Source organism: Epilithonimonas sp. (genome assembly GCF_056329745.1).
The window spans coordinates 36,452-63,168 of record NZ_JBWEYV010000009.1; the positions used below are offsets into that span (position 1 = coordinate 36,452).

21 protein-coding genes and 1 tRNA gene are annotated in these 26,717 nt (G+C 34.2%); 2 read left to right on the forward strand and 20 right to left on the reverse strand.

What is annotated here, in order from left to right; all coding sequences use genetic code 11:
* Positions 1–110: 110 nt before the first annotated feature.
* From AC00Y6_RS08260 to AC00Y6_RS08355, 20 genes are all read right to left on the reverse strand, one after another.
* Positions 111–812, reverse strand: a complete 702-nt coding sequence (locus tag AC00Y6_RS08260; RefSeq protein ID WP_474490149.1) for an SDR family oxidoreductase — start codon at positions 810–812, stop codon at positions 111–113.
* 333 nt (positions 813–1,145) lie between these two features.
* A tRNA-Phe gene (locus AC00Y6_RS08265) sits at positions 1,146–1,218 on the reverse strand.
* A 1,099-nt stretch (positions 1,219–2,317) separates the two neighbouring features.
* Positions 2,318–3,223: a hypothetical protein gene (locus tag AC00Y6_RS08270; RefSeq protein WP_474490150.1), complete on the reverse strand. Its 906-nt coding sequence runs from the start codon at positions 3,221–3,223 to the stop codon at positions 2,318–2,320.
* 86 nt (positions 3,224–3,309) lie between these two features.
* Positions 3,310–5,052: a hypothetical protein gene (locus tag AC00Y6_RS08275; protein ID WP_224137532.1), complete on the reverse strand. Its 1,743-nt coding sequence runs from the start codon at positions 5,050–5,052 to the stop codon at positions 3,310–3,312.
* 69 nt (positions 5,053–5,121) lie between these two features.
* A complete protein-coding gene (locus AC00Y6_RS08280) occupies positions 5,122–6,246 on the reverse strand; it encodes a response regulator (protein ID WP_224137534.1) in 1,125 nt (374 codons plus the stop codon).
* Complete coding sequence (locus AC00Y6_RS08285; RefSeq protein ID WP_474490151.1) at positions 6,233–8,707, reverse strand: N-6 DNA methylase; 2,475 nt, start codon at positions 8,705–8,707, stop codon at positions 6,233–6,235. The genes AC00Y6_RS08280 and AC00Y6_RS08285 overlap by 14 nt, the downstream gene beginning before the upstream one ends.
* A gap of 55 nt (positions 8,708–8,762) precedes the next feature.
* The gene (locus AC00Y6_RS08290; protein ID WP_260129365.1) at positions 8,763–9,089 is read right to left on the reverse strand and encodes an ASCH domain-containing protein; all 327 of its coding nucleotides are present in this window, start codon (positions 9,087–9,089) and stop codon (positions 8,763–8,765) included.
* A 241-nt stretch (positions 9,090–9,330) separates the two neighbouring features.
* A complete protein-coding gene (locus AC00Y6_RS08295; RefSeq protein ID WP_474490152.1) occupies positions 9,331–9,657 on the reverse strand; it encodes an HIRAN domain-containing protein in 327 nt (108 codons plus the stop codon).
* 92 nt (positions 9,658–9,749) lie between these two features.
* Positions 9,750–10,244: a DUF4411 family protein gene (locus tag AC00Y6_RS08300; protein ID WP_474490153.1), complete on the reverse strand. Its 495-nt coding sequence runs from the start codon at positions 10,242–10,244 to the stop codon at positions 9,750–9,752.
* Between the two features lie 2 nt (positions 10,245–10,246).
* Complete coding sequence (locus AC00Y6_RS08305) at positions 10,247–11,383, reverse strand: ImmA/IrrE family metallo-endopeptidase (protein ID WP_474490154.1); 1,137 nt, start codon at positions 11,381–11,383, stop codon at positions 10,247–10,249.
* A 70-nt stretch (positions 11,384–11,453) separates the two neighbouring features.
* Entirely contained in the window at positions 11,454–12,965 is a 1,512-nt protein-coding gene (locus AC00Y6_RS08310; RefSeq protein WP_474490155.1) for a hypothetical protein, read from the reverse strand.
* Between the two features lie 13 nt (positions 12,966–12,978).
* Positions 12,979–14,412: a restriction endonuclease subunit S gene (locus AC00Y6_RS08315; RefSeq protein WP_474490156.1), complete on the reverse strand. Its 1,434-nt coding sequence runs from the start codon at positions 14,410–14,412 to the stop codon at positions 12,979–12,981.
* Positions 14,412–15,869 (reverse strand): class I SAM-dependent DNA methyltransferase, encoded by a 1,458-nt coding sequence (locus AC00Y6_RS08320; RefSeq protein WP_474490157.1) that lies wholly within the window; start codon positions 15,867–15,869, stop codon positions 14,412–14,414. The genes AC00Y6_RS08315 and AC00Y6_RS08320 overlap by 1 nt, the downstream gene beginning before the upstream one ends.
* Before the next feature lie 123 nt (positions 15,870–15,992).
* Entirely contained in the window at positions 15,993–19,214 is a 3,222-nt protein-coding gene (gene hsdR, locus AC00Y6_RS08325; protein ID WP_474490158.1) for a type I restriction-modification system endonuclease, read from the reverse strand.
* A gap of 42 nt (positions 19,215–19,256) precedes the next feature.
* Positions 19,257–19,913, reverse strand: a complete 657-nt coding sequence (locus AC00Y6_RS08330; RefSeq protein WP_260129372.1) for a vWA domain-containing protein — start codon at positions 19,911–19,913, stop codon at positions 19,257–19,259.
* A gap of 41 nt (positions 19,914–19,954) precedes the next feature.
* Entirely contained in the window at positions 19,955–21,223 is a 1,269-nt protein-coding gene (locus tag AC00Y6_RS08335; RefSeq protein WP_260129373.1) for a DUF2130 domain-containing protein, read from the reverse strand.
* Between the two features lie 93 nt (positions 21,224–21,316).
* Positions 21,317–22,327: a helix-turn-helix transcriptional regulator gene (locus AC00Y6_RS08340; protein WP_474490159.1), complete on the reverse strand. Its 1,011-nt coding sequence runs from the start codon at positions 22,325–22,327 to the stop codon at positions 21,317–21,319.
* 496 nt (positions 22,328–22,823) lie between these two features.
* A complete protein-coding gene (locus AC00Y6_RS08345; protein WP_260129375.1) occupies positions 22,824–23,465 on the reverse strand; it encodes an AAA family ATPase in 642 nt (213 codons plus the stop codon).
* Positions 23,428–24,216, reverse strand: coding sequence for a transcriptional regulator (locus AC00Y6_RS08350; RefSeq protein ID WP_474490160.1), 789 nt, complete (start codon positions 24,214–24,216; stop codon positions 23,428–23,430). The genes AC00Y6_RS08345 and AC00Y6_RS08350 overlap by 38 nt, the downstream gene beginning before the upstream one ends.
* 7 nt (positions 24,217–24,223) lie before the next feature.
* Positions 24,224–24,481 (reverse strand): helix-turn-helix domain-containing protein, encoded by a 258-nt coding sequence (locus tag AC00Y6_RS08355; protein WP_123904326.1) that lies wholly within the window; start codon positions 24,479–24,481, stop codon positions 24,224–24,226.
* A 750-nt stretch (positions 24,482–25,231) separates the two neighbouring features.
* Here AC00Y6_RS08355 and AC00Y6_RS08360 point away from each other — a divergent pair.
* Both AC00Y6_RS08360 and AC00Y6_RS08365 read left to right on the forward strand, forming a co-directional pair.
* Positions 25,232–25,861: a type IV toxin-antitoxin system AbiEi family antitoxin domain-containing protein gene (locus AC00Y6_RS08360; RefSeq protein WP_076782847.1), complete on the forward strand. Its 630-nt coding sequence runs from the start codon at positions 25,232–25,234 to the stop codon at positions 25,859–25,861.
* Positions 25,858–26,709 (forward strand): nucleotidyl transferase AbiEii/AbiGii toxin family protein, encoded by an 852-nt coding sequence (locus AC00Y6_RS08365; protein ID WP_474490161.1) that lies wholly within the window; start codon positions 25,858–25,860, stop codon positions 26,707–26,709. Before AC00Y6_RS08360 ends, AC00Y6_RS08365 begins: the two co-directional genes overlap by 4 nt.
* Positions 26,710–26,717: the final 8 nt, after the last annotated feature.

The following is a 26,717-nucleotide window of genomic DNA, read 5'->3' on the forward strand; positions in this document are numbered from 1 at the left end:
ACCGCGTATTTAGAACATTTATAAATAATTTCTAAGCCTTAGGCTTTATCAATTCAGAGAAAAAGTTCTCATTTTTTGGACTCCAAAATCTGTTATTACTCCTCCCGAAATTATTTTTTAACCTGACTGGCTCTCAGTTCAATTTTACTTGGCAACACACGCGGATTCATTTTCAGCAAATCGAGGACAAGGTTCCCGACATCCTCTGGCTGGATTTTCCATTCATCTTTTTCTGACGGTACGTTACCGTTAAAATAAGTCGCTACAGAACCCGGCATAATCGTAGAAACCTTGATGTGGTATTTTCTGAGGTCAATCATTGCAGCCTGTGTAAAACCTACCACTCCAAATTTGGATGCATTGTATCCTGCACCGTTTTCAAAAAAATTGGTGCCCGCAAGACTTGCAATGGTGATGTAATAACCTTGGGACTTCTTGAGTTCTTCAACCGAAGCTTTTAGCGTATAGAAGCAACCTGTGAGATTGGTATCCTGCATGGCGTTCCAGTCATCGATGCTCAATTCGTCTACAGGTTTGAAAATGCCTAAACCAGCATTGGCAATCACCACATCAAGACTACCAAAATTATGGACAATCTTTTGAATGGCCGATTCCTCATCCTTATAATTTCGGACATCGGAACTTACTCCGAAAACCTCATCGGACCATTTTTTCAGTTCTTGAACTGATTGATCCACATCTTCCTGTTTTCTCCCGCTGATGGCAACTTTGTAACCATTTTTCAACAGAACTTCTGCAATCCCAAAACCAATTCCTTTGGTTCCGCCTGTGATATAAACTACTTTTGACATATTTTAAAATTTTCCATTTGAATTTAAAATCATAACATGTTAAATGTAACAATATTTTAGATTGCCATTATTATATGTTCAATATTCATTAATAAACATTTAAAAAAATACAATCTCTTAGTAATAAAAATGGCGATCAATGACAGTTACAGAAACAAAATGATTTAAAAATGATTTTCAACTCTATCACGAATGAAATATAAATCAAGAATCTAACAAAATTATTGATTTTTACTGGTAAAAGTTAGTAGAAAAAGAAATTTTAAAATTTAGGCTTTAAAGAGTACTAAAATTATCTTACAAAAAAAACCGCCCTAATTAGGCGGTTTTAAGTGGTTTCTCCAGGGATCGAACCAGGGACACACGGATTTTCAGTCCGTTGCTCTACCAACTGAGCTAAGAAACCTTACTTCTCAATTTTGAGTGGGGCAAAAATAGCATCTTTCACTTAAACTTCCAAATTAAAACATGATAAATTCTAAAAAATAAAAACCGCCTTATTTAGGCGGTTTTAAGTGGTTTCTCCAGGAATATTAATGTCTTTCTAAACACCGATTGATAGGTAATTTTTTAGAAAGGGAGATTTTCAAGGTAACCGAATATTCCACCATGTGAAATACAACAATTTTTTGCTTAAATCTTAGGATGTAAAATTATGAATATATTTTGAATTAAATGCACTTAAAATTAATGTCTTTATCTCATTTTACATTCCAATTTTATGTGGTGGGTAGTTCCATTTTTTTTAACCATTTTTTTCAAAATATGTTTTTCAAAATCACCTTTCAAAAAAGAAAAACGAGTTCCGAGTTTTTTCCACTCCTTTCCGGCAGGAAGGGCAAGAATTATTTGGAAACTCAATTTGAAAAATTGTGGGCACAAAGACACATCTTGCAGCAAAATTTTGTACTAATGTCGGAATTTTTTAGAAGTCTGAAAACGCAATGTGGATGGGCGTTCTAGAGGTTTTATAGATTATTAGGACGGATTTGCATTTTAAAGAAAAAAATCAGGAAAAAATATAGGTTTAGGTTGTATCTTTTTTACCCAGCTTATAGGATTGGGTGTATCTAATTTATGCAGGTTAATGAGAAACCTGTGGTTAAATTACGCAGGTTAATTCTGAAACGATCCTTCATTTTCGCAGGTTGTAAGAATTGGAGATTTTTTCAGATTTTATTAGTTAACTTCAAGAATCTGTCAAAAATTTTTCAAAAGAAAAAGAAAAAAAAGAAAGTCGTCCACTCTCGTGGAAGGAAAATGTGATGCAATATTTTTTCAGAAAAATTTTGGGGCTAAATTTTACCGCCACAAAAGTTTTCTGAAAAACCTTTATGGCTTGATATTGCTGCATATTTTCGTGAACAGAAATTTGCTTTGTTTTTTTTATTTCTTTAAATTAAAGATACAGCTCTCAGAAGTAAAAAATAATTAAAAAAATGTCGTAATGATTCCACACATCAATTGAATTCATTTTACAATTTTAATTATAAGAATTTTCTCCCTCATTTCATTCTAATTTCACATGATGATGATGCAGGAATCCACTCCCTGTACTTATTCATGATTATTCCTAAATTCTGCGTATAATAGAAATCTGGTAAAAAAACTTTGACATGTGATTCCAGAAAGAATCCTTTTCTAAAATCACATTCCAGCCAAAATCCTTTTTGAGCTCTGACAATTTCATTATTTACTCTCTCGAGCCAATCACTAATATTTCGTTTATGTACAATTGGAAAAGAATAGAATTCATGGCAAAACTTTTTTGACAGTTCTTCAACCTCATCAGAAGTCTTGTACTTTCGAAATAAAGTAAAATAATTGATAAATTCCGCACATTCTGAATAAGAATAACCACAAGGCAAAACTTTGTCAATATAAAAATCTTCATGGGCTAAAAACCAAGACCTTATGGAACTCATCGACAATGCGCCTTCTTCCTCGATATGGTTTTGTAGTATATTAACAGCATCTTGACAAGTCGTGGTAATTTCATAAAAATCTTTGTCAGCTTTAAAGCACTTTTCCTCATCTTTATAAAAAGATATTCCAATCATTGTTTTACTAATTTCAATTTCTGAAGTTTCCAAGGATTTACACTGTCTAATGTCTGTAATTTCATCTTCATGATAGGTGAAAATCAACTTGATATAACAAATGCCATCATTGTTTACAAATGCAATACCTTCACGTCTTTCATCTTCAAGATCACAGAATGCTTTGTAGGATTTATATGTAGTGTCGAATTCCGGTATTCTTTTAATGAATCGAACAAAACGAGCATATACTGCAACAAACGTTTTCTTTGAGACATTGCTAAAAGTTTTGTCATCATCCAATAGAACATCCAGTAAATTTACATCTAGATTTTCAAAAGCCGAGATTATCAGTTGTTTCTTGTCAAGCATAAATCGAGTCATATTTCAATTTGCATTAATCATCTAAACTTCAATCTAAAAAAAAAACCGTCCATAACAAATAGACGGTCTTAGAATTAGTCTGCATTATACATGGACGTATTTACAATTTCACTTTCTCTTTCACGAAATACCTTCTCACCGGAAACAAAAACTTTAATCCCACAGAAACCCAATTTATTTCGGTCATCTTCAACTGGAAAATTTGAAATCAACAAACCATAATTATAATCATTCTTTTTGAAGAATACACTGCCGAAATCGGCACTTAAATCTGCGTTCCAGTTTTTATACACTCTATTGCTTTTCATATTATAACTTGATGCAATACGAACTGTAACATCTTTCGCATTCAATCTCGTTCCTTTTGTAGAACCATTGTAGGCATTTGGATCAAAAAGCCCATCTAGTCTATCAAAGACTTCATCTGAAAGAAATGATAACTTATTTCTTCCTTCTTCTGTCGATAGCTCTTCTACGGAAACTGTAAAAATATCGTCTATAGAAGTAAAGATTCCTTCAACTTGAGTGATCGCAAATTTGGTTTGTGTTGTCAGTCCTCGAATTGAATTGTCAATCAATTCTTCTTTCCATTCCGGATCGCTGAAAATCTCCCAATCTTGCTCAAATTTTGCATAATTACTAAGCAAAGGAATACTTGCCATTATTCTAAATGTTCGGTTATTATGGTAACCGCAACATCTTCCTGCAATTCCTTGAGCACCATTTGCAAGTTGTTTGTCTCTCGGCTCAATTCCAAACCTTATTTTTTCCTTTAATTTGCCTAAATCCTTTCCGGCGGTTAAAGCTTGAACAATTATTAGAATCACCCTTCTTCCCATCCTCATAATTAAATTTGCTACTTCAGAAAGACCTTCATTTATTGAAAAATCACACGCAGAATCAGATCCAATAACTAAAACATCAACATTGTGTTTCAGTTTTGTTCGCAACAAGTTTCTTAATTCCAATGCTCGCAACGTAGTTGATTCTCTGATAATTCCCAATCCATCATCAAAACTCAATAAATGCTGAACATATTCAATAACATTTGGATGAACAACATATTCTCCATTGTTATCTTGCAGTGGTGAGAAATCTAATGGCAAATCATCAATCATATTTTCCCTCAACATCTCTGTAATTCCGAAATAGGAAGGTGGTCTTACTCCTTCTACAACATCAATGTCTGCACTTTTGGTAAAATGAGCATCTAAAATATCATAAGGTGTTGCACTTACAGCAACCAAACCAATTTCCGGCAGCTTGCTCCTTAAATTATCGAAAAATGCAAATTGGAAAGAAGATTCTTCGCCACATCCGTACTGATCCTCATCTCTAACTATAAGTTGAACTTTAAGATCGCGTACAGCTTTGAACGGATTCGGATAATTAAAGAACTCATTCATCTTAATCACCTTAATTCGCGAATATTTCATTTGTCCTTCGGAAGCGTCATAAAAATCTGCTTCCAAATTTCGGTTGTTCTGATTATACAAATCAGTATCTCGCATGCTTGTTACAAACAGTACATTTTCATGACCGCTCAACAAACCGATTGCAGGTAATACATAATTGCATAGAAAATAAATGGTCTTTGATTTACCACTTTGCATTGATGCAACAAATGCTATATTTTGATTTCCTTCCTTTATGGAAAGTCCCAATCTTAAAGCATTTATAATCTGATTCTCAAAAATACCTGTTCTTTGAGAATTTGCAAGCGTATCCACAATATTAGTGTGGAGTGATGCAGGAGCATCCAACTCATCAAGTAAATTTCTAATTTCCTGATTCCAATAGTTCTGATAATCTGTCATAATGCACCGTTTTTAAATTAACAGTACAAAGATGAGCACGACATGTGCAATAGATTTGCACAGATGGATTTAATCTACAAAAATGTACTTAATATGAAGCGGATTATCTTCTTTAGGTTCAATTTTTAATTTTTGACCTACATAAAGAGAAAATTGCTCACCAAGTTTTGGAGGAACAGAAAACCGAAGATTATTGTCAGAAATAAAAGTAGCATAACCATTCGCGGAAACTTCTGTAATCTCTCCCGAAAGAATATTTTTCTTTAGCCACGCTATTTCCTTATTTTCAGTAGTTTTTTTCCAATCATTCAAATACAGATTAAAATAATTGAGAATTTCTAGTAAGGAATGCACGGTGGAAGCATAAAGATGTTTTGCTTGATTTTTTGAGCAATATTCTTGAACCCGAAAATTAAGTTTTTCACCGCTATGAGATCCGTCTTGAGTTAAATTTAGGGTGCGGTAAATTAATTCTCCAATGACAGGATGTATGATTTCTTTTGAAAATTCAAATTCATTATGTCTGCAATTCAAGAATAAACTGCAACCGTTCAACGATTTAATGTCTGGAGAAATTATTCTTAAAAGCTTTAATTCATCAAACAATTTCTCGAAAATCATTCGTATTGAATTGTAATCGTCGAACTGAATGGTACTTTCAGAAAAAAGCTTTTTTAGAATCTGCAATAAATCATATTTGGTTTCAGACTCTAAATGCGATTCAAAAATTTTGAAAGAATCTTGATATTGATGAATGAGTTGGGTTTCGTATTGTTGATCGGCTTCGCTTTTCAATCTTGCGTAAAGGTTCCGAATTTGATTATTGTCTAATTTATCGTAAACACAATCTTCTTTTCCTTCAGATTGTATGAAGTCGTTATCATTTTTTATTTTTTCTTTACCGGTTAGAATGAACCATGGAATATATTTTTTAGGACGAATTTCTTTCAAAGAATTTACCACATTCATCAATGCTGTTTGTCTTGTTGCAACTCCTTCCTCTTCGGATGTATTATAAAATAATCCATCGAGAATTGCTCCATCATACCAAAGAAAATTTTCCTTCAAATCGGCAATTGCAGTTTCTGCATTATCAAAAGGAATCAGTTCAATTCCAGCATCAATTGCCATTTGTCGGATACTGAAAAGCGACTGATATTCATCATCTACCCAAAATACTTTATATTTCTTCATTGTCAATTTGTAAATCGTCTAAATTTACAAATTCTTGCTGATAAGGAAGTGATACTTCAAAAGTTGTCGCAAGATCAGTTTCGCCTATACCTTCTGGACCAGTTTCGTCAACAATATACCAATCACCACCAAAATATTTAATAATTTGATCAACGATGTAACCTCCCATTCCACTTCCTCCATTTTTTCCCTTTTTAATTCCCTTGGATCTAAAATCATCAAATGTGAAATTTTCCGGCATTGGATTTCCTGTATTTGAAATAAAGATTGTAAAGGTTTCAAATTCCTCAAGGATTGAAGTCGAGATTTCAATTCTTCTTACCTCCTCCTTGTTCCAATTAAACCCGTGCTTTTTAATGTTCGAGATTAGATTATCAAGTAGAAAACATAATAGATCTTCATTCGCAAAGGTGAAGATTTTGAAGTCATCACTCTTAATATCATTCAAATTGATATCAAATAAAATATTGGGGTTCTTCTCACTTACATTCTTAAAATAGTTTTCCAGAAATGGCACAATTTCAATTGGTGAAACAGGATATTCACTTGGAATAAAGTCTTCTGTTTGGCTTCTGACTTCTTCAGTAATCCTTTTAGAATCCTTAATTAAGTTATCAATCAATTCTCCTAGATTTAACAATTGATTATCATTCAACTTTAAAGAAAATAATTGTGGAAATTTCGGCAACACTTTTCTTTCAAGAATATTTTTGATATTGGACGCAAAAAATTCCAAATTAGAAACTGAACCTGCAATTTTATGTCTTAGTATTGCGTTTTTTTCAGCTTCCATGCTTTGAAAGTCCTTATCAACTTTTTGAATCTCTTCTTGAAGTTCTTTAATTGTAGAACTTAATTGTTCTTCAATTTCCTCCTTTTGTAAATCTGATGAAACCAAATTGATTTTTACATTCATCAAATCATTAACTCGTATATCTCTTACAGTTGAACCATAAACCTGAGCTTCTATCTGTTTTTGAACATAATCTTTGTTCAACTCATTTATTAAATACTTGTAAGAAATAGCATCTTCATCAATAATTTTTAATAATGCAATTCGTTGATGGCATAGTACAGCTTGTTTACCCGAAAAGTAGGTTGCGTTCAAATTTCCACCGATTAATGAAACCAAAACACCTTCTTCATCCAGAACTGTGTAATACATTAAATTTTCTAGTGTGGAGATGGGTTCTAGCAAATCATAATTAATAGAGGGCAATATATTTGGATCATGTCCCAGATCTCGAACGTTTAAAATCTTAGAAATATCAGTAAAATTCTCTGGTTTCTGTCGCTTAGCAACTTCTACTAATTCGTAGAGAGGAGTTCCTTCCAACTCTTCCAAAAAATACACTTTGCCTTGAAGATTATAATCTCTATTTCTTATCTCTTCCGCATCAACGAGAACCGATTCCCAAGGTTGAAAAAGAAAGTTGTTCGTTTCAAAGTTGTCCCAATCTATATATGATTTCCTAGTTTTAGACTTTGATAGATAATCATCAAAGTCAATAAATTCTATTTTAGTACTTGGTTTCTCCGTATTTAGCACCAAAACATTTATTGCAATATTGGTATGACGGAATACGCCTGTCGGAAAAATAAGTACTTTTTCAACAAGATTTTCATCTACCAATTTTTTGAAAAGTTCTTTTTCTGTTTTTCGTCCCGAGGAAAGGAAAGCCGGTCGAACGAAAAGAATAATCTTTCCGCCAATTTTAATAGATGACAGCGATTCTTCTATAACGAAATGTTCTAAATCGACTTTATCACCAAAACTATTTTTAACATCAATTCTGTTAAGAATAGGTAATCTAGAAAAAATAAGATCAAATTTTTCCTCTGAAGGCCAGTTTTCAATACTACTTTCTAAAACATAATTGAAATTTAATTTTTGGTGTGCCCAAAGTCGCAACTTTCCAACACGCCAAATTTCCGGATTGTATTCTTGTCCAAAATATTCAGTTTCTCCTGATAATTCGGAAACAATTTCTACATTAGATGCAAAAGGATTGTAAACATGTCTTGCATTTTCAACATGCGCAACATCCAAAACCAATTTCATCAATTTAGGATGAACGATAAATGCACCGTTCTTGAAAGACAATGATTCCGTAATTACCTTAAAAACAAAATCAAACAAAGCCGGAAATTGATTTTCAAAATATGATTTTTCAAGCAAAGAAAAATAAGAAAATATTTGAGCGAGATCAGCAGCTGAGAAAAAACTTAAGACACGAAAGTGCGGTAATAATCTGAACAATTCTGAAGGATTATTGTATTCTGCCTCTTGCTTCAATTGGTAAACAAGTTCTGAAATACTCCTATTCTTATCAACCACTTCATCTTTATAAATACAAAGTAAAAAAAGTGTAAGTGTATAATCATTTGGTGTAATAAATCCTTTTCGACTATAAAATGAAGTAATGATCGTGTTAACTTCTATGATTTTTTTCTTATCCATATTTTATTTTAGTAAGCCTTACTTAATGATTTTATAAAATTAGCAAATAAATCCCTCAACAATTCTTTCTCTCCAAGATTTTTCCCAGCACAATTACAAAGAAAAAATTCTCCGGCTTCAAATCTTTTTCTTCAACGCCATCGTCTTGGGCGATGTAGATTTTTTTGCATTCCACAATCATTTGAGGGGCGTCTTTGTTGTAACCCATTTGAAATTTCACGGTTTCATAATCTTTGAAACCTATAATTTCTTCTTTTTCGTCTAAAATGCAAAGACGGTTGATAAAATGATCGGTGAAATTTCTGTATTCCTCGGTTTTTGTTCCGGCGAGAATTTCGTTGAACCATTGTTTTTGCAGAACAAGATAGAGTTGCTTTTTCATGATTTAGTTTTTTTTAATGATTTGTGAAATCTTCGTTTTCATTTGGTCTAAAGAAAAGCCAAACAAAAAATAAAGCGAAAATCATCGTGATGAAACCTCCGAAACTAGGAAATGTTTCTATCAACAAGCCAAAAACCAATATGAAACACCATAAAACAATTCCGATAATTGCCGCCGTAAAAAGAAATTTTAAGAATTGCATTTTATTTGAAATTTTCTGTTGATCAACCTTGTCAAGGTTTTAGTATACCACTTCCTCTTTGGAAACCAAATGCACCACAATTTCCACCTGTCTTTCAGTGTGTTCCTGCGGATCGATTTTTTGGATTCTGGCTTCGAATTGGGTGATTCCTACTTTTAGGAGTTTGTAGAAAATCCGGTTTTCGGTTCTTGGGATGAAGCCGATTTTTGAGTCCTTGAAATAAATGGCAACGGCTCTCGGATCCCATTTGTTGTCTTCCTCGAGTTTGAATTTTAATTTTTTGCCGACTTTCAGTTTGTTGAAAACATCAACGCCATCGTAAAAAGTGAAACCTGCAACGTGGAAATGTGATAAATGCTCTTTCATGATATTTAATGTTTAAATTAATACCACAAAGGAACAAGAGATGTGCGCAATAGAAATGCACAGTAAAATTATTTGTAAAAATCTATTATTAGCTAGAAAGTTTCATTCAATTCCCTAAACATATCTATAGGTCGAATAAATTTAACGCCGAAATGAATACAAGGTTCGGGAATTTTTATTTTCTTTTTACTGTTTGGATTACTGGTTTCATGAGTTACAATCACACAGCCATTTTTTTTTGCAAATGCAATTAGCCATGGATCTGCTAAATCAGTTTGCAAAAATTCATCTTTAGCAGATTGTAAGTACTGGTCGCTATCATTTGTCCAAACAGCAATCTCCGCATAAGTATCAACGCAAGGAGAAGAATCCACAAAAAAATCCGCTCCAATTTTTGTTTCTAACCAAATAGAAAGTTGATCTGGTGTGCTTGAACCACAAATTTCTTTTTTTACTTTATCAATACTTCTGATTTTTCCCTTATTAGAAAGCTCAATTAGTTTGTTCCAGAAAGAGGGAACAACATCAAACGGATAACTTGTTTGGTGTGCCTGAATAAAAACATTACTGTCTAATAAGTAAACCACAATCAATATAAAAATTCAGTTACAAATTTATTGTAGGTATCACCTTTCATGTTGGTTAGTCTGTATGCATCCCTATAAAGTAATTGATTGTCTTTCACTGCATTATTTACAAATGCCGCAAACCTTAAACTAACTCTTTTTTTTGCAGTAGCATAGAAATCACCTCCGGAACCCAGTCTATCTTTTTTGGCCTTATATTCTTCAATATAATTATTGTAAAAACTAAAGAATTGACTGCGTGTAATTAAATTTAGATCAAGGGCACGTCTTGCTGTTACGATTGGACTTACCTTAAAAATTTTACTTAGATATTTGAAATCCTGTGTGGTTTCCCATTTTTTTAAGAAATAAACTTCAGGAACCAATAATTCGGCTGCAACTTTATCGCACAAGACTTCTACAGGATCATCTGCTGGCAACATTTTATCCATATCAAAACCGGCACTTTTGCCTAGCCAAACGTGAGCAAGTTCATGAATTAACGTGAACATTTGCGCTGCTTTAGCATCTGCAGAATTTATGAATAGAAAAGGTGCGCGCTCATCTACCAATACAAAACCTCTACATTCCTTCACATCTATCACTCTGTGCGTATTGCTGCCTACAACTCCATTATAGGTAACGATAATTCCAGCATCCTCTATTTGATTGGTAATGAAGTCTAATGCCTGTTCCCAATTGTTGTATCGGCTTGCCCAATCATTTTCTATATTCAGAACCTTTCGGATATCATTAACAATTACTTTATAATTGTCGTTCACAGAAAATTTACCAACGAATTCCAACTTCGGAAAATCAAGTTCTTCCAAGTATTCAGTGAGCCAGTTCTGACGGTCTTTTATGATTTGAATAGTTTGAAAAACATTTAGACTAACCTTATTGGTAGGAAATTTATTTGCACTTCTAAAAAAAGGAAGGGGAATTTCTTCTTGTGGTGGTTTAGGTAGAAACATATAACCGAAAGGTACATGAACTTTGTGCGTGAAACTTTCCAGCTGTTTTACTGTGGGAAATTTTTCACCTTTCGTCCAACTTTCTATAGTTGGATTTTGAACATAAAATTCCTGCAGGTCATTACCATTCCTGATAATAGCCCACTCAATTAATTCTTTGTTGATATTTTCAACTCGTGTACTCACGAAGCAAATTTAGAAATATAAATTAAGTGCAACAAAATTAAACCAAGTTGTCAATCCTCAAAATAAGTTCTTAACCATTCAATCTTCTCATATAAACCAACTCTTGCTCTCCCGTGTTATCTATGATAATTTCATAATCATCATAAAATTCATTAGCAAAATTATTGAGATGTTTTGAGTCTGATTCTAATTCTAACAAATTTTTCAAAATCGATAATTCCTTTTCAAATTTTTGAAGCATTATTCCAATTTCTGATTGGTTACGCTCAAATGCCGACTTTCTTTTCTGAGCAACGAAACTTCCAAAACCAATTTCAAATTTTTTATAGAATTCGCCAATCAGTTTACTTGATTTTTCTTTAATATTATGTTGCTCAACATTTCTTCGCAATTCATCAATTTTTCCAATGCGATCGCGATCTAGCTCCTTCACTTTTAAATTGGCTGCCAATTCTGCTAAAAGCAAATTTTCATATAATTTTTCCGCCGTTATTGAAACCTCCGCATAGAAGAAAATTTGTGAATCTTGAAAGCCTTGAATTGTCTTCTCAATCTGGGATTTTGACTTTTCCACAAAATTACCAAGGTTTTGGTTGAGATTATTTCCTTTTTCTTCAAGTTTCTTCCAAATTGATTTTTTATCTTTTGCAACAACTGCAAGTTCATAACTTGAATCAATGTTTATTCCCAACGCTTGAAATTTATCCACTAAAGTGTTTACAAAGAACTGCGCGCCTTCTTCTTGCATCACAAGAAGATCATACTTAAACTGATCCATCATCACAAAATCTTCGGTTGTGAAATAGTCTCTACTAAAATACTCATTGATTTTTTGATTGATGTATTTTAGTTTAGCGGTTCTTTCATTCTTATGAAAATCAAATAGGTAACCGACTTTTTCGTTTATTTTTGATAGTTTCCTATTTATATGCTGCATGTGTATTTGTGATGTAACCATCGATGCTGCCTGAAAAGCAAGTAATGGCGCCATTGACATAAAACCAGCTTGTGTAAAACCAACATGTTTTCCAAATTTTGCTCCGTTAGAAGTTATTGAAGAAAAAGTTCCGTTTGCGTATTGAATTAATTGTTCCGGTTTTGCAGTAGTGGTGTATAGACCTTTGGTAATATATTTTGCAATTCCAGCAGAAGCTGAACCTGCCAAAAGATTTGAAACCAAACCTTCAGCAGCATCATTTTTTGAAATAAGTGTAGCTCCCTCAATTTTTCTATTGAGTTGCGAGGTATCAACCAAATTCAGTTTTTGATCTGCAATGAATTCGATCTCTTTCAGAACTTCTAAATTTTCTACATCAAGTTTTTGGGGAAGAAGCTGAGACAGCTTTTCATCAATTACTGAAAGTTCCATTTTCTGGGTTTCTTGAATAGTTGAAAACCATTTTTGAAATTCCGACTGTTCTTGTAAAAGTTTTGTAGCATAAGCTTTTGTTGAATTTTCTTCTGCTAATTTCGAAGTAAGTTTTTCAACTTGACTTCTATAATCTTCAGTAAGTTTCTGAAGTTCATCATTGGATTTCTTCAGGTCGGAAATTCCGAATAAATTTTGCAAATATTCTTTCATCTTATTTATTTTTTTACTTTTTCTTCCCCTCCTTCTTCAACGCCAAAATCTCCTTCAGCAAATCTTTGGCATCGCCGTCTGTTGGGAGTTGTGGCACGAGTTCGCCTTTGAAAGCTTTGTGCAAAATGGTTTGCGGAAGCTGGTCGAGTTTTTCTTTGAGTTTTTGGTAGCGCAGTTCTATGACGTCGATTTTGGAAAAAAGAGATTCTACGCGGGAAACGATTTGGGTTTGTTCTTCAAGTGAAGGCAATGGAAATTCTAACAATCTCAAATCTCGAATATTGATATGTTGAGAAGCAACTCCTTTAATTAATGGACGATATTGTATCTTAAACTCCTCAGAATTCATGAAATATTCGCAGAATTTGTCATTTAGTAAATTACTAAAACGAAACAACATTGTTCTTTGACCTATACAATACAAATTATTTTCAGGTATCATCGCAGCATTTCCAATATTTGCTTCTCTTGTAAATGCTATATCTCCTTTTCTAGGTTTTAATCTAGAAATCCATTTTATATAAAAATCATTATCAACATACCTCATCTTATTAAAATTCAATTTAAAAGGCTCAATATTATTTGTATCAATAATGTTAAATCCTTCCTCAGAGAAAATTGCCGTTTCATGCAAACAGTCAACTATTGCAACACATAATGATTCCACTGTATAAAATGACCAATCATTATCTATATTTTTTCTAATGAAAGAAATAGAATTTTGCTTAAAAATCGACCTTTTATTTTCAGAATTCTCTTTATTTAAATCAAGAAGTTCTAATGCAATTTCGGAAGCAATCTTTTCTTTGGTTGGAAAACTCAAATCCTTTCCTTCCCTCCATTCCTCCGTCAATTTCCCCGTCACTGCCTGTGTCAAAATCTGCTGCCGGAAATCCTTCAAAATCTGCGGGATTTTCTCCAAAGCAATTTTCATTTTTTCGTGCTGTGCAAAAAGCAAATCAAGTTTGGCGACAATGCGTTCTTGTTCTGGAAGTGGCGGAAGCGGAAATGCAATAGATTGAAGTTTTGGAGCGTTAATATTCTTAACCGCAATTCCCACAGCATTATCCGAAATAGACTTCCAATATTGATTCGAGAACAGAAAATAGGAAATTAATTTTGCATTCACTAAAGGTTTAAATCGAATTAAATATGAAGCATATAAACAATTCTCTTCAACTTCTTCAACCAAATAACTTAAACCAATCGAGCCTGCCCGAGAAATCAAAATATCGTTTTTCTGCAAAAGATAATTTTCAATTTTGTCAGGTAATTCAATACAATAAGGAACTTTTACCCAATTAATTTTGCCTTTTCCAATATCTGTGGTTCTCAAATATTTGTATGAGCCAAAATCTTGAGATTTTGTAGTCCATCCATATTGAGGTTTTGTTGTAATTTCCCCAAGTGTAGTTTCCACCCAATTCTTCGGCAACTTGTTCTCCATTAACTCAATTCTTTTATCAGTTCGTTCAGTTCCAGTTCTATCGCTTTCAGTTCCTGCAATGCATCTTTTGCCAAATCCAAAGGCTCGCCCAAATCTTCGGCGTTGGTTAAACTGCTGTCTGCAATCAATCCCAAATCCAGGGATTCGTTTTTCGCTTTAATGGTTTCTCTGGAGATTTTTTGCCATCTTTCGTCGGTTATTGTGGCGCGTTTTTCTTCGTCAATCGTTCCGTCGTAATCCATTAAATCTTTTGCAGCAATTCCTCCGGTGTATGCCAAAACAAAATCTTCAAAGGCTTTTTCGGTAAAAGGCGTTCGTTTTCCGTAACTCGGCGTGTTGGTGCGCATATCGTAGAACCAGACATTTTTCGTGTTGGCTTCTTCTTTTTTTCCTCGCGTAAAAAACAGCACGTTGGTTTTTACTCCTGCTGCGTAGAAAATTCCGGTCGGCAAACGCAAAATCGTGTGTAAATTGCATTTCTCCATCAGGTCTTTTCTAATTTTTTGTCCGTCGCCGTCTTCAAATAAAACATTGTCGGGCAAAACTACGGCGGCTCTTCCGGTTCCGTCCTGCTTCAAACTTCTGTAAATATGCTGCAGAAAGTTCAGCTGTTTGTTGCTGCTGAGATAAGTAAGATCGTCTCTGCTTGGTTTTTCGCCTCCTTTCTTGGTTCCAAAGGGAGGATTTGCCAAAACTCCGTCGTAATTTTTCAGGGATTTACCAAGGTCTGTTAAAGTATCGCCAAGATAAATTCGGCTTTCCATGCCGTGAAGTCGTGCATTCATCAACGCCAATCGGTGCGCATCTCCCACCAATTCTACGCCCGTAAAAGCTTCCCGTTCCTGAAAATCCCGTTCTTTGGAATCCAGATCAAAATAATTATCCGTCTTTTCCTTCAGATAATGATCGGCAGAAATCATAAACCCAAAAGTTCCGCATGCGGGATCGTTCCATCGTTCACCCACTTTTGGCACCATTAGTTTTACCATTACATTAATAAGAGGTCTTGGTGTAAAATATTGTCCGGCTCCAGATTTCTTCTCGTTGGCGTTTTTCTCTAGAAGACTTTCATAAATATCGCCCATCACATCGCGATCACTTTCTTCATACCAATCCAGTTTATCGATGTTTTGAACAAGTGTATTGAAGTTGACCGGCTTTGTTAAAGTAGTAGATGCGTTGGTGTAAATTTCTTTCACGGCATCACTAGTCGTTTTGGAACTTACCGTTGCCAAAAACTCTCGGTATAGATTAAAAGCGGCTACGTTGTCTTTTTCATCCACAAATTTTTTCCAGCGGTATTCTTCCGGAAACTGGTCTGCAAAATTTTTCACTTCCGAAAGTTTCAGAAAGAGAATGTAGGTAAGTTCGTTAAGGTATTGGTGATAAGTAACGCCATCATCACGAAGAACGTTACAAAGATTCCAGAGTTTATTTGCTATTTCCTGAGCACCCATAGTTTAATTTGAGATTTGAGATTTACTCACGATTTTAAATAATATTTAATGGAGTTCGTGATTACTCCGTTATTGAGATTTGAAATGAACCTTGTCAAGGTTTCAAACCTTGACAAGGTTGGCTTATGCGGAGTACAGTTCATGATTCATTTCTGCAATCAAAGACTCCAACTCGTGATTAAAAATTTTATCAAGCCTTTTGAAACCGCCCTCATCAATGAATGGTTTTAGGTCGAAATCTTTAGTTGTAAGCACGGTTTCTGCCAACAATTGTTTTTCAAAACGGTCTATCCATTTTTGCTGAATTTTGTTCCAGTTATTTTTAGCACGAAGTTTCATCATTGCTTTTTTTACTCTTTCGTTGGGTGTTGTGAGTTCAGCATCCAAAGCTAAAGTTCGGATGTAAGCAATAATATCTGCGGCAATATCTACATTTTTTGTTGCTTTCCAAGCGGTGTTTAAACTGAGTTCGTTATACCCTTTTTCGTCAAGAAGTAATTTGAGTTCTTTCAAAGATTTTCGATCCAGTTCTTCTGGTTTGCTGCAGATAATGCTAATCGCAGCGATTTCATTTCTGTTTTCGGAAATGAATTTCTTAAATCCTTCAATATAATCTTCCGGTTTTTCGGCTTTACCGTAACCTCTTGAAACCTCTTGAACCATATCAACATGATTAGAAATGTATTGGGTTTGTGGTTGATATACTTTCACATCCAGATATTCCCAAAGGTTAGGTTTCTCATTAATTAGATTTCTCAAGTCGTCGCCACTAGATTTTTTCAGATGTTCCAAAAATTCAGAAACGCTTTTATCGCCTGATAAGAAAACAAATTGCTCTTGCTGATCTTTTGTCAACTTTCTGATTTTCCTATTGAGTTTGGCAATAATTTGATCCCTCTGCTTTTCTAATCTTTCAGGGTTGTCAATATATTCCATTTCCGCAACCAATTGTTGAAAAGTGGTGGAAGGATTTGCCACTGCCTTCATCTGTGTATAAGGTTCCAGTGCTTCGTAAATTCGGACCGCATCAAAAATTTTGAAACTTTCTTTTCCTATTTCCGGACAAAGTCTGGTTGCTCGTCCAATCATCTGTTCAAACAAAATCCTTGATTTTACCCTTCTCATAAAAACCAAATTGCAGATTGGAGTTACATCAATTCCGGTAGTTAATAAATCGACTGTAACCGCAATGTTTGGATATCTTTCATTTTTATATTCCTGAACAAGTTGCTCCACATTGTAAACACTTCCTGTGATTTTTTCAATGGCTTTATGATGAACATCCACGCCAATTTCTTCAAATTCTTCCTTCAGCATTTGAACTATGGTATCCGCATGACTATCTCGGGCAGCGAAAATGAGCGTTTTTTCATTTCCGTCGGGATCGAGATGTTGCACCAGTTCTTGGATCACTGCACGGTTGAAATTATCATTCAGCACTTTTTTATTAAACTGCTCCACTTCGAAATTCAACTCATCTTCCAGTTCTGCTAGATCAATGATTTCCCCAGTTTCTGGATCATACAATTGCGGCTTTTCGCCTTTTTCCCATCTTATACCTTCGGTATTCAGAATGGTCTTAATGATATGTGGCGGCTCATGATCTACCAGATAACCATCAATCACGGCTTGTCTGTACGAATAATCATACACAGATTCACCAAAAATTTGGGTGGTATGCAAAGCTGGAGTTGCCGTCATACCAATTCTAAACGCATCAAAATAATCAATCACTTTTCTGTATTGCGCCACATAATCTTCTTCATCCTTGAATGAAATATCTTCTTCGTCGAGCTCTTTGTCCAGTTGATAACCTCGGTGCGCTTCATCAATAATGATACAGTCGTAAGTATCAACAGTTAAAGGTGGTTCATCTGAATAAAACAACCTCTTCACCATACTTTGAACGGTGGCAAAATGCAACCTCGTTTCACTATCGGGAATTTTGGTCTTCAAATATTCGAACTTGTAAATTCCACCAAAAGATTGTTGCACTTCAATTTTATTTTCATTGATGCTGTCTTTGGCTTGTTTTGCAAGAAGAGTTCGGTCAGTTAAAAAAAGAATTCTTTTAAAACGGTCGGCTTTAATCAAACGGTAAATCAGTCCATTAATCGTTCTGGTTTTTCCGGTTCCAGTAGCCATGACAATTAGAGCACTTTTTTCTCCTGGATGGGAGATTATCTTGTCTTCAACCGCCTTTATCGCCTCAATTTGAAAATGTCGAAGGTTCAAACCGGTAGCGGAAGTTAAATAATCCGTTGAACTTTCTTCGAGTTTTTTGTTGGCTTTGTCTATGTCTTTTTCATAAAGTTCTTTCAAACTTTCAGGTGAATACCAACCTTTCAAAACCGTAGCTCTATTGTTTGGTTTCCGAATGTCCAAAAACCAAATTCCACTTTTAGTCTTCAGTTGTTCTAAATATTTACGACCATTGGTTGAGAAAAGAAACGGAACTTTGTAATGATCCCATTCTCCCATTAAAGTAACATCCTCAACTTCCTTAATATTTTCTGCGTATTTTTTAGATTGATGTAGATTCGTGGAAATATCCGTTGCAAATTTCTTGGCTTCAACCACGCCGTAAAGTTCAGTTCCTACAAACAAAGCATAATCAGCGTACAAATTACCACATTGCCATTCTGCAATAGCGAGATTTCTTCCTTTTTCAGGAAAAGTTTTTTTGGTTTTCCAATTAAGATTTTCTGTATCGCACTCCCAACCTGCGTCACGAAGTTGAGCGTCAATCAATTGGACACGGGTTTCCCTTTCGCTCCAAGAAATTTTTTCTGCTCGTTGTTCGGCCAGTTTTCTACGGCTTGAAACTTTATCTTCATTACTATTGAAATCTTTAATTTTCGCTTCGTATTTCTGCAGTTGTAAAGTTAATCCATCGATGGTTCTATTGAGTTCTACGACTTCTGCATTGGTTTCTTCGGGTTTTGTTGGGAAATAAGATTTATCTTCGATGTAATCATTTTCATAAGTTTCGTAAAACCAGACCAAAAGTTTATGGGCGCTTTCCAAAATTTTCAAAGCTTCCTCTTTTGTGCTGTAACCGTGATGAGAAGCCACATTTCCAGAAGTTCTCACCATATGGAATAACGAACCAACAGTATCCGGCAAAATATTTAGTTTGCTTAAATGATTAATTTTTTCAAACTGCACCATTCCTTCCAGTGAAATCTCTTCAAACGCGCCAATTAATGCAATTAATTTTTCACAAACCAAACGTGTTTTAGAAATCGAGGAACTAGCATCCACGAAATAGAGCTTTTCAGCTACTGTTGCAAACTGAAAAAGCTCATCATATTCTGGTTGTAAAAAACTAAACTTTGAAGCCATATCATTGGATTAAAACAGGCACTAATATAGCGAAAATTGATTTTATCGATTTAACTTTCCATCGTCATTATCGACCTCATCAAAATAATTAGATTTCGTGTCTTTATTTGAGGAAACTTTCTTGTAATAATTATTTCTCGCATTTCGCTCTTTTACAAACATTTCAGAAATACCTTCACTGTTTTTTTCAAAACTTAAAGTATTGGTGATCGATAGATTAATGGCAATTTTTTTCACATCATGGTCAGTTCCAATATAGGTGAAGGTCCAGTTTTCATTTTTGAGTTTCTCAATCATCGTTTTCACCTGATTTCCTGTATATTCTCTGGACGCATTCTCTTCACCATCTGTGAAAATCGTTACCAAAACATTAGAATCTTTTTGGTGTTTTAATACTTTTTTCATTTTGTTGATGGCAAATCCAATTGCGTCGAACAGAGGCGTCATTGCATCAGGATTATATAAATGGTCATTCAGTTGCTGTAGGTTTTTCACTTCATCATTATAATGCAATAGCTTATTTCCTAAACCATTAAAACTTACTACGGTTATAATTTGTTCTTGCTCCGGAAACAGTTTTTGAGAACCCTTAATGGTTTGAACGGTTTCATTAAAACCAGAAATAACTTGAGACTTGATGGATTCCATTGAACCACTTTCATCTAGGATGATAAGATTGTGAATTTGACGCTTTTTCATAATTCGTGAATTTTGAGATTAATATTTAATAAAAATGAGTGCTATTCTTGGATATCTTTAATCACGTCGTATCCAATTTCCAATGCTTCGATGTTTTGTATTGATTTCCCGGCAATTCCTTTGATAGAGCCAAACATTTCTGAAGTATTGATTAAAACTTTGTCAATTTGCTTTTCCCTTTCTTTCCAGATTCGGTGCATTGCATTTTTTTCAGAAGTAATTCCGTTTTTCATTTTATTGAAACCATCGATAATGGCTTCAATCTGCAAGCGGAATTCATTGGAAGAAAGATATTGATAAAGCAATTCCATTTTTTCGCCTTTGCTTTCTTGTGAAGCGGTGGCAAAGTTTAGATGAATCAACTGTTGACGAAGAATTGCCGCCAAACCTTTGAATTCGTCGTACGTACAAACATATACGCCTTGGTAAAGTCCCATTCTGTCCATTCCATTTGGTAATGCGTCTGTAACTAAAACACCTAAATCTGCACCTTTTATCTTGATGTCATTTTTGAATTTTTCAATCCATCCGGCACTAAAATTCTTGGTCCTCTTACTTTCGTAATAAATAGTTCCACAGTTTTGGTGTTCGTAAGTATTGATGGTTTGCAAGCAATCCGCACCCGAAGCACCTTTTTTAATTTCAGAAATAGAATCTGTAGGAAAGGATGAAATTAAAAATTCCTCAATTGCCAATTCCATCACTTCACCTTGTAGTTGCATGGAACCTTGTTCTTGTTTTCTTTGCATTTCGGCGGTTAGAGCAATTTGAGTTTTCAATTTTTCTTCCAACTCTTTAATTTTGAATTCACTGCTACTTTCTACATTCTTCTTAATTTTCTTCCTTTCTTCTTCGAGTATTTCATTGATTTTGATTTCATTTTCGGCATCCAATTCCTCTTTCATTTGAGCTTTTTCTCTTTCAACTCTGGCTAAATCGCCTTTCATTTTGTTGAACTCCTGAAGTTTTTTCCTATTCTCTTCAAGTTCGGCATCTTTTCCCTCCAAAAGAAGTTTATTTTCATCTTCAATTTTCTGACGCAATTTTTGCTCTATACCGATTTCCAATTTTCTTTTTTCTTCTGCAATTTTTTCAGCTATGAGTTCATCATTTTTTTGCTTTTCATTTTCGAAAGCTTCGATCTGTTTTTGTAAAGCATCATTCTTAAGGGCAAAATCTTTTTTAACTTGGTTTTCCTTTTGAATAAAATCCTGACGAATTGTTTCCTCAATTTGATGTGTTAAAACTGAATTCACATCGATTTCTTCACCACAATGTGGACACGCAATTGTTTGGTTTTCTGTTTTCATGACATTACTATTTTTAGATTAGTTATGCAAATGTCAAGATAATCTGTGCAACAGATGTGCACAGATAAATAATCTTAAAAATAGGTGGAAATTTTATTTACTTTTCTCGTAAATATTAGAAGAAATCCGGTGAAACTCTTCCCTTAAATGTTTCGGCTGAACTACCTCAATTGCGTCAAGATGTGAGAAAAGAAGCGCTTTTAGTTCGTGATTGATTTGTAATGAAAGTTCGATTTGGACTTTCTCATCGTCAATGCTTTTCAGTTTTTGAGAACCGTGTAAAGGCTTGCTCTCAATATACGGCCAAGTTTTTTTGTCGATTTTCAGAAGAATTTTTTCAACATTTGGGGTGTCAAAAACGGTAACTCCAATCACATCGTCGAAATATTCATCAAAATCAATGGCTTGATTTTCTATGAATTTTGCCTGAGATTGTTCAATATTTAGAATTCGGTCGATAGGAAAATTTCCGACTCTTTTGTTTTCAGAATCATAGGCAAACAAAAACCAGCGATTATTATACTGTTTCAAATACCAAGAATGAAGTAATAAAGTTTGGGGTTCAGTCTGCCGAAAACCTTGATAAGTGACATTCAACGCGACTTTATTTTGAATTGCGTTGAACAAAGTTGCAAAATGATTGATGCCTTTTAAATAGGGATTTTCTTCAAATCCAACAAACGAAACCGAACTCCCTTTCAATTTAAAAGTATCTTCCAAACGAACCTGTATTTCTTCAATCCATTCGAAATTTGGCAAACCTTTAAACCGGGACAAAATGGAGAGTGATGAACTTATTTGTTCAACTTCGTTGTCATTTAAGCCTTGATTCTTAATGGAGTAACTTTTATCGGAGTAACGGTAAAAAACCTTCCTGCCGTCTCTTATTTTCTCGATGGGCGCAGAATAACCCTGTTCGCTTTCCATGAAATTGATATCGTAGAAGATTTGTCGTCTTTGAATTCCCAAATTACTGCCAGAAAATCCAGAAATCGCTTGATCACATGCATCGATAAGGTCTTCCATATAAAACCTCTTGCCAAAATTACTGAAACATTTGTCTAAAGCGTTATAGCGAATTGTTGCATACTTGTTGGTTGCCATGGTTTTATTCTTTCTCCTTTAAATAAGATATTAACTACAATTTTTAATAAAAGTAATGAAATTAAATGTGTCTATAAAAATCTTATCAAAAGCTTTGACCCCAAATGTGACCCAAATAAACTTAGGTAACATTTAGATAAACATTGATTAACAACATCATACAAGTATTCGCGAAATAATGTAATACTTTTTATCAGCATCTTTGACCCAAATGTGACCCAAATCACTCATACAATTAATTGTTAAGTTTTTCTATTGGAAAGAGATTATTCTCACATCTTCGAATTGGATGATACATCTCAATTAAAATAATGTCACCATTCCTGACACCATTCCAACAAAGTTCTAATGCTTAACGTTCACATAATTACACTTTTAGGTAAAATGAAACTTGTCTTTGGCTCTAAAGTTTGACACCAATCTGAACCTATTAATCTTTCTAATACCTTTCAGGCCATCAACAAAAAGTTCGTTCTAACTCCGTTGCAACTCCGAATCACCTCCGTTTGTCACCCGAACTTTCATCATACCCAAAAAGATTAAACATCTCCCGCATCCTGGAGCGAAGACGGTTACCGTAGATTTCTTCGATTTCAGTGGCAGTAAGATTGGTCGTGAGATGCGTTATGATTCCTTTTTCCTTGAAAATATCGTAGCGCGTTAGGAGAATTTCTGCCATTGCATTGCAGTCGTTTCCGAAATATTTGGAGGCAGATTCGCTACCGAGGTCATCAAAGCAGTAGTTTTTTGGAGTGCGATGATCATTGTATAGACTCCCACGAGAATATTTTTCTAAAATTTCATAGCCAGACTGCATAAATTCTGAAACAATTTGGCGTGTAGAAGTCATCATGAAATTTTTTCTCTTGGAAGGTATTTTTCCCATCAGCTTGAAAAGTGTGGTTTTTCCGCATCCAATTGGTCCGCTTAACATTATTCCTTTCCTGAGATCGATATTCATTTCTTTGGCTACTAATTCGTCCTGAAGAAACCAAGCGAGCATTCCGAAAATAATTCCTTTTTCGTTTTCGGGTATAACGAAGTTTTTGCCTAGATGCTTTCTACCGCATTTTCGTAGCCACATTACAACTTCTCTATAGTCATAACTCATCTCGATAGGATTTGTTGGTAGTTGCATTGAGGTGATTTGGTTTTAACTCTACTCCATTCGCGAAACTAGAGGAATTTGAGGTATTATTGAATTTTTTCGTATTTAAAAGCCAATTTCTCGCAGCGGCTTCCCAATTTTTCATCTTCGACTTGCCGCCGACAAGCCAGCCATTGCTTTCGTAATGATTGAAAAATTTTTCTGCTTCAAATCTTGTGGAATCCTTTTCGAGAAAATACATTTCGACTTCTAAAATGTCCGGTGGAATTTCAATCGACCTATTTTTTTTCTTTAAAAGCAAATTTCCTTCATCAAAAATTCTTGAGTGCTCATTATCTTTTAATTGTTTATTGTTTAATGAGTTTGTACTGTTTATAGAAGGTATCAGTGCTTGTTCAGAACCTGTATCGATTTTGATATGCATCCTGTTCGCTACCTGTTCAGAGGTTGTTTGTTTTTTGATACGCTTCAAATTTTGAATCCCCTCAGAATTATCAAAACTAAATAGGTTCACCAAACTCCCTTTGTATGGATTGAATGATGGGATGTATTCAATATATCCAAATTCTTGTAGCTCTTTAATGCATTTATGGTAAGTTCCAAAAGCAGAAATTTTGCTCAGTTTCATCATTTCGTTTCGCGAAATACTAATTGGATTTCGAAAACGATTGAGATTCCAAAACTGAAACAAAGCAAGGTAAAGACTGATGTGAGTAGGATTCAGTCGGTTATCTTCCTGTATCTTGTCGTAAAAACCAGTGAGATGAAAAATGTAATTCATACCAAAATTATTTCTGATTTAACATTTTTTCGATGTCCTGATAATTGTAATAAATTGTTCCGCCAACTTTGGAATACTGTAAAGTTCCATTGATACGAAGCGTTTGTAATGTCCCTGAGGAAATTTTCAAAATTTTTCTAACCTCGTTAGATTTTAACCATTTTTTCTCTATCGTTTTGCTGGAATTCAGAATTTTCTGCAAATCTTCCAAAAGTTCAATTTTAAATTCTTTTAGGTCTTCTTTCGTAATTATATCTACTGCCATAATATTTTTTATGCTAATTTCATTCGATTTGTATTCTAAAACAATAGTGTTCATGCGGTGTAGGCTAAATAAGAACAATTTAGACGAGTTTGGAATCTCGGAAGATTAAAAAAGAATAATTAAGATGAATTTAGATTCTTGAACTCAATTCTTGAAAGAAAAAACAAGTTCCGCAGTTTTTCCCCTTTTTCAAAAGGCAAGATCGTTTTTGTATCAGCAACTTGAAAAGTTGTATATACAAAGACACATCTTGCAATAAAAGTTTTATAGCAATATGAAAATTTTTCAGAGGTCTGAAAACTCTTTATGGACGCTAGTTTTTGGCTTTGTCTCCTTAATTTTAAAATTGATTGGCTTTTAAAGGAAAAAACACAGAAAGAGATTGGCTTTTGGTTGTATCTTTTTTACGCAGGTTTGCAAGTTGGGTTTGGCTGATTTAGTCACGTTCAGTAGAACCCTGTGTTCAAATTACGCAAATTTCTGAAATGATTGGATTAAATTGGTCATTGTTTTTGTGGATAGTTGATTTTTTTTAGAATATTTACTATTTTTACAAAACATAGAGGCACTGCTATTCTCGCAACGGATATTCAATTGACAAAACAGAAGTAATTTGCAATCCACATGGATATCTTGATGAACCAGACAATGGTTACGATAAAGAACAGATAATTGAGATATAATCTGTAAATTTTTCAATAGATAATCGGAACTAATCCGATTATCTATTATTTTTTTTACATTTGTATCGTGAATTTAGAAAGACAAATATCATCCTACCAATCGCAACCGATTTCTCATCAGGTTTTAGTTTCGCTTTTAAAGGATTATAAAAGACCAAATGACAAAATCTACGAGTTGATTAAACAAGAAAATCTGATTTCCTTAAAAAGAGGATTATACCTTTGGAACTCCGAAATTTTACCTGAACCATTCTCGGTTGCCAATGTTTTGTATGGACCAAGTTATGTTTCTTCGGAATCGGCATTATCTTATCATGGTTTAATTCCTGAACAGGTTTTTTCCATCGTTTCAATGACATTGAAAAACTCCAAAAACTTCAACAACGCTTTTGGAAATTTTGAGTACATCAAACTTCAACCTCCTTATTACGCATTCGGAATTCAACAAGTTAAATTGCGTGAAAATCAATTTTCATTAATGGCAACCGCGGAGAAAGCGATTTTAGATAAAGTTGCGACAACTTCGGGAATAATTTTCAGGCGCGTTGAATCTGCAAGGGTTTTTCTGCTGGAAAATATGAGAATGGATGAGGATCAATTAAAATCATTAAATACAAAAGAAATGGCATCATGGATTTTTGATGCTCCAAAAAAAGAATCATTAGAATTTGTCATTAAAGCTATTGAAGAATTATGATTAAAGATTGGATTGCCGAATATCAACCAAAAACGGATCTTGACTACAAACAAGCATTGCGTGAGATCATGCAACAAATTACATTGGCTGGATTATATCGTGGTGGTTTTTTTGAGAAGGCAGCATTTTATGGTGGAACAGCTTTAAGGATATTTTACGGATTGAACCGATTTTCAGAGGATTTGGATTTTTCTCTCTTGCAAAACGATGAAAATTTCCATCTGAATAACTACCTGAAAGCCATTGAAGACGAATTCACTGCGCAAGGAATGTCAGTTTCTATAAAGACAAAGGTAAAATCTGTCCAATCCAATATAGAATCAGCATTTTTAAAATCAGAAACTTTGTGGAGCGAATTAGTATTAGAAACCGTTTTGCCACAGTTTGGCTTAAAAGAGACTATTGGACTTAAAATCAAAATTGAAGTCGATACGAAACCACCTTTAGGTTTTGAAACTGAAGAAAAGTTGTTATTGAAGCCGTTTTCATTTTATGTAAAATGTTTCGTCCTCGAAGATTTATTTGCTGGAAAGATGCACGCTTTACTTTTTAGAAAGTGGGGAAACAATGTAAAAGGCAGGGATTGGTACGATATGGAATGGTATATCAGACGAGGAACTTCCTTAAATCTGGAACATTTCCTATTTAGAGCAAAAGACAGCGGTGATTGGCAAAAAGAAACAATGACCGAACAAGAATTCCGAAAATTATTGTATGACCGAATCGAAACTGTAAATCTTGAAACCGCCAAAAACGATGCAAAGAGATTTATTTCCGATCCAAAAACTTTGGATATTTGGTCGAAGGATTATTTTAAGGATTTGATTGAGTATATGAAAATCAATTGATTTAATAG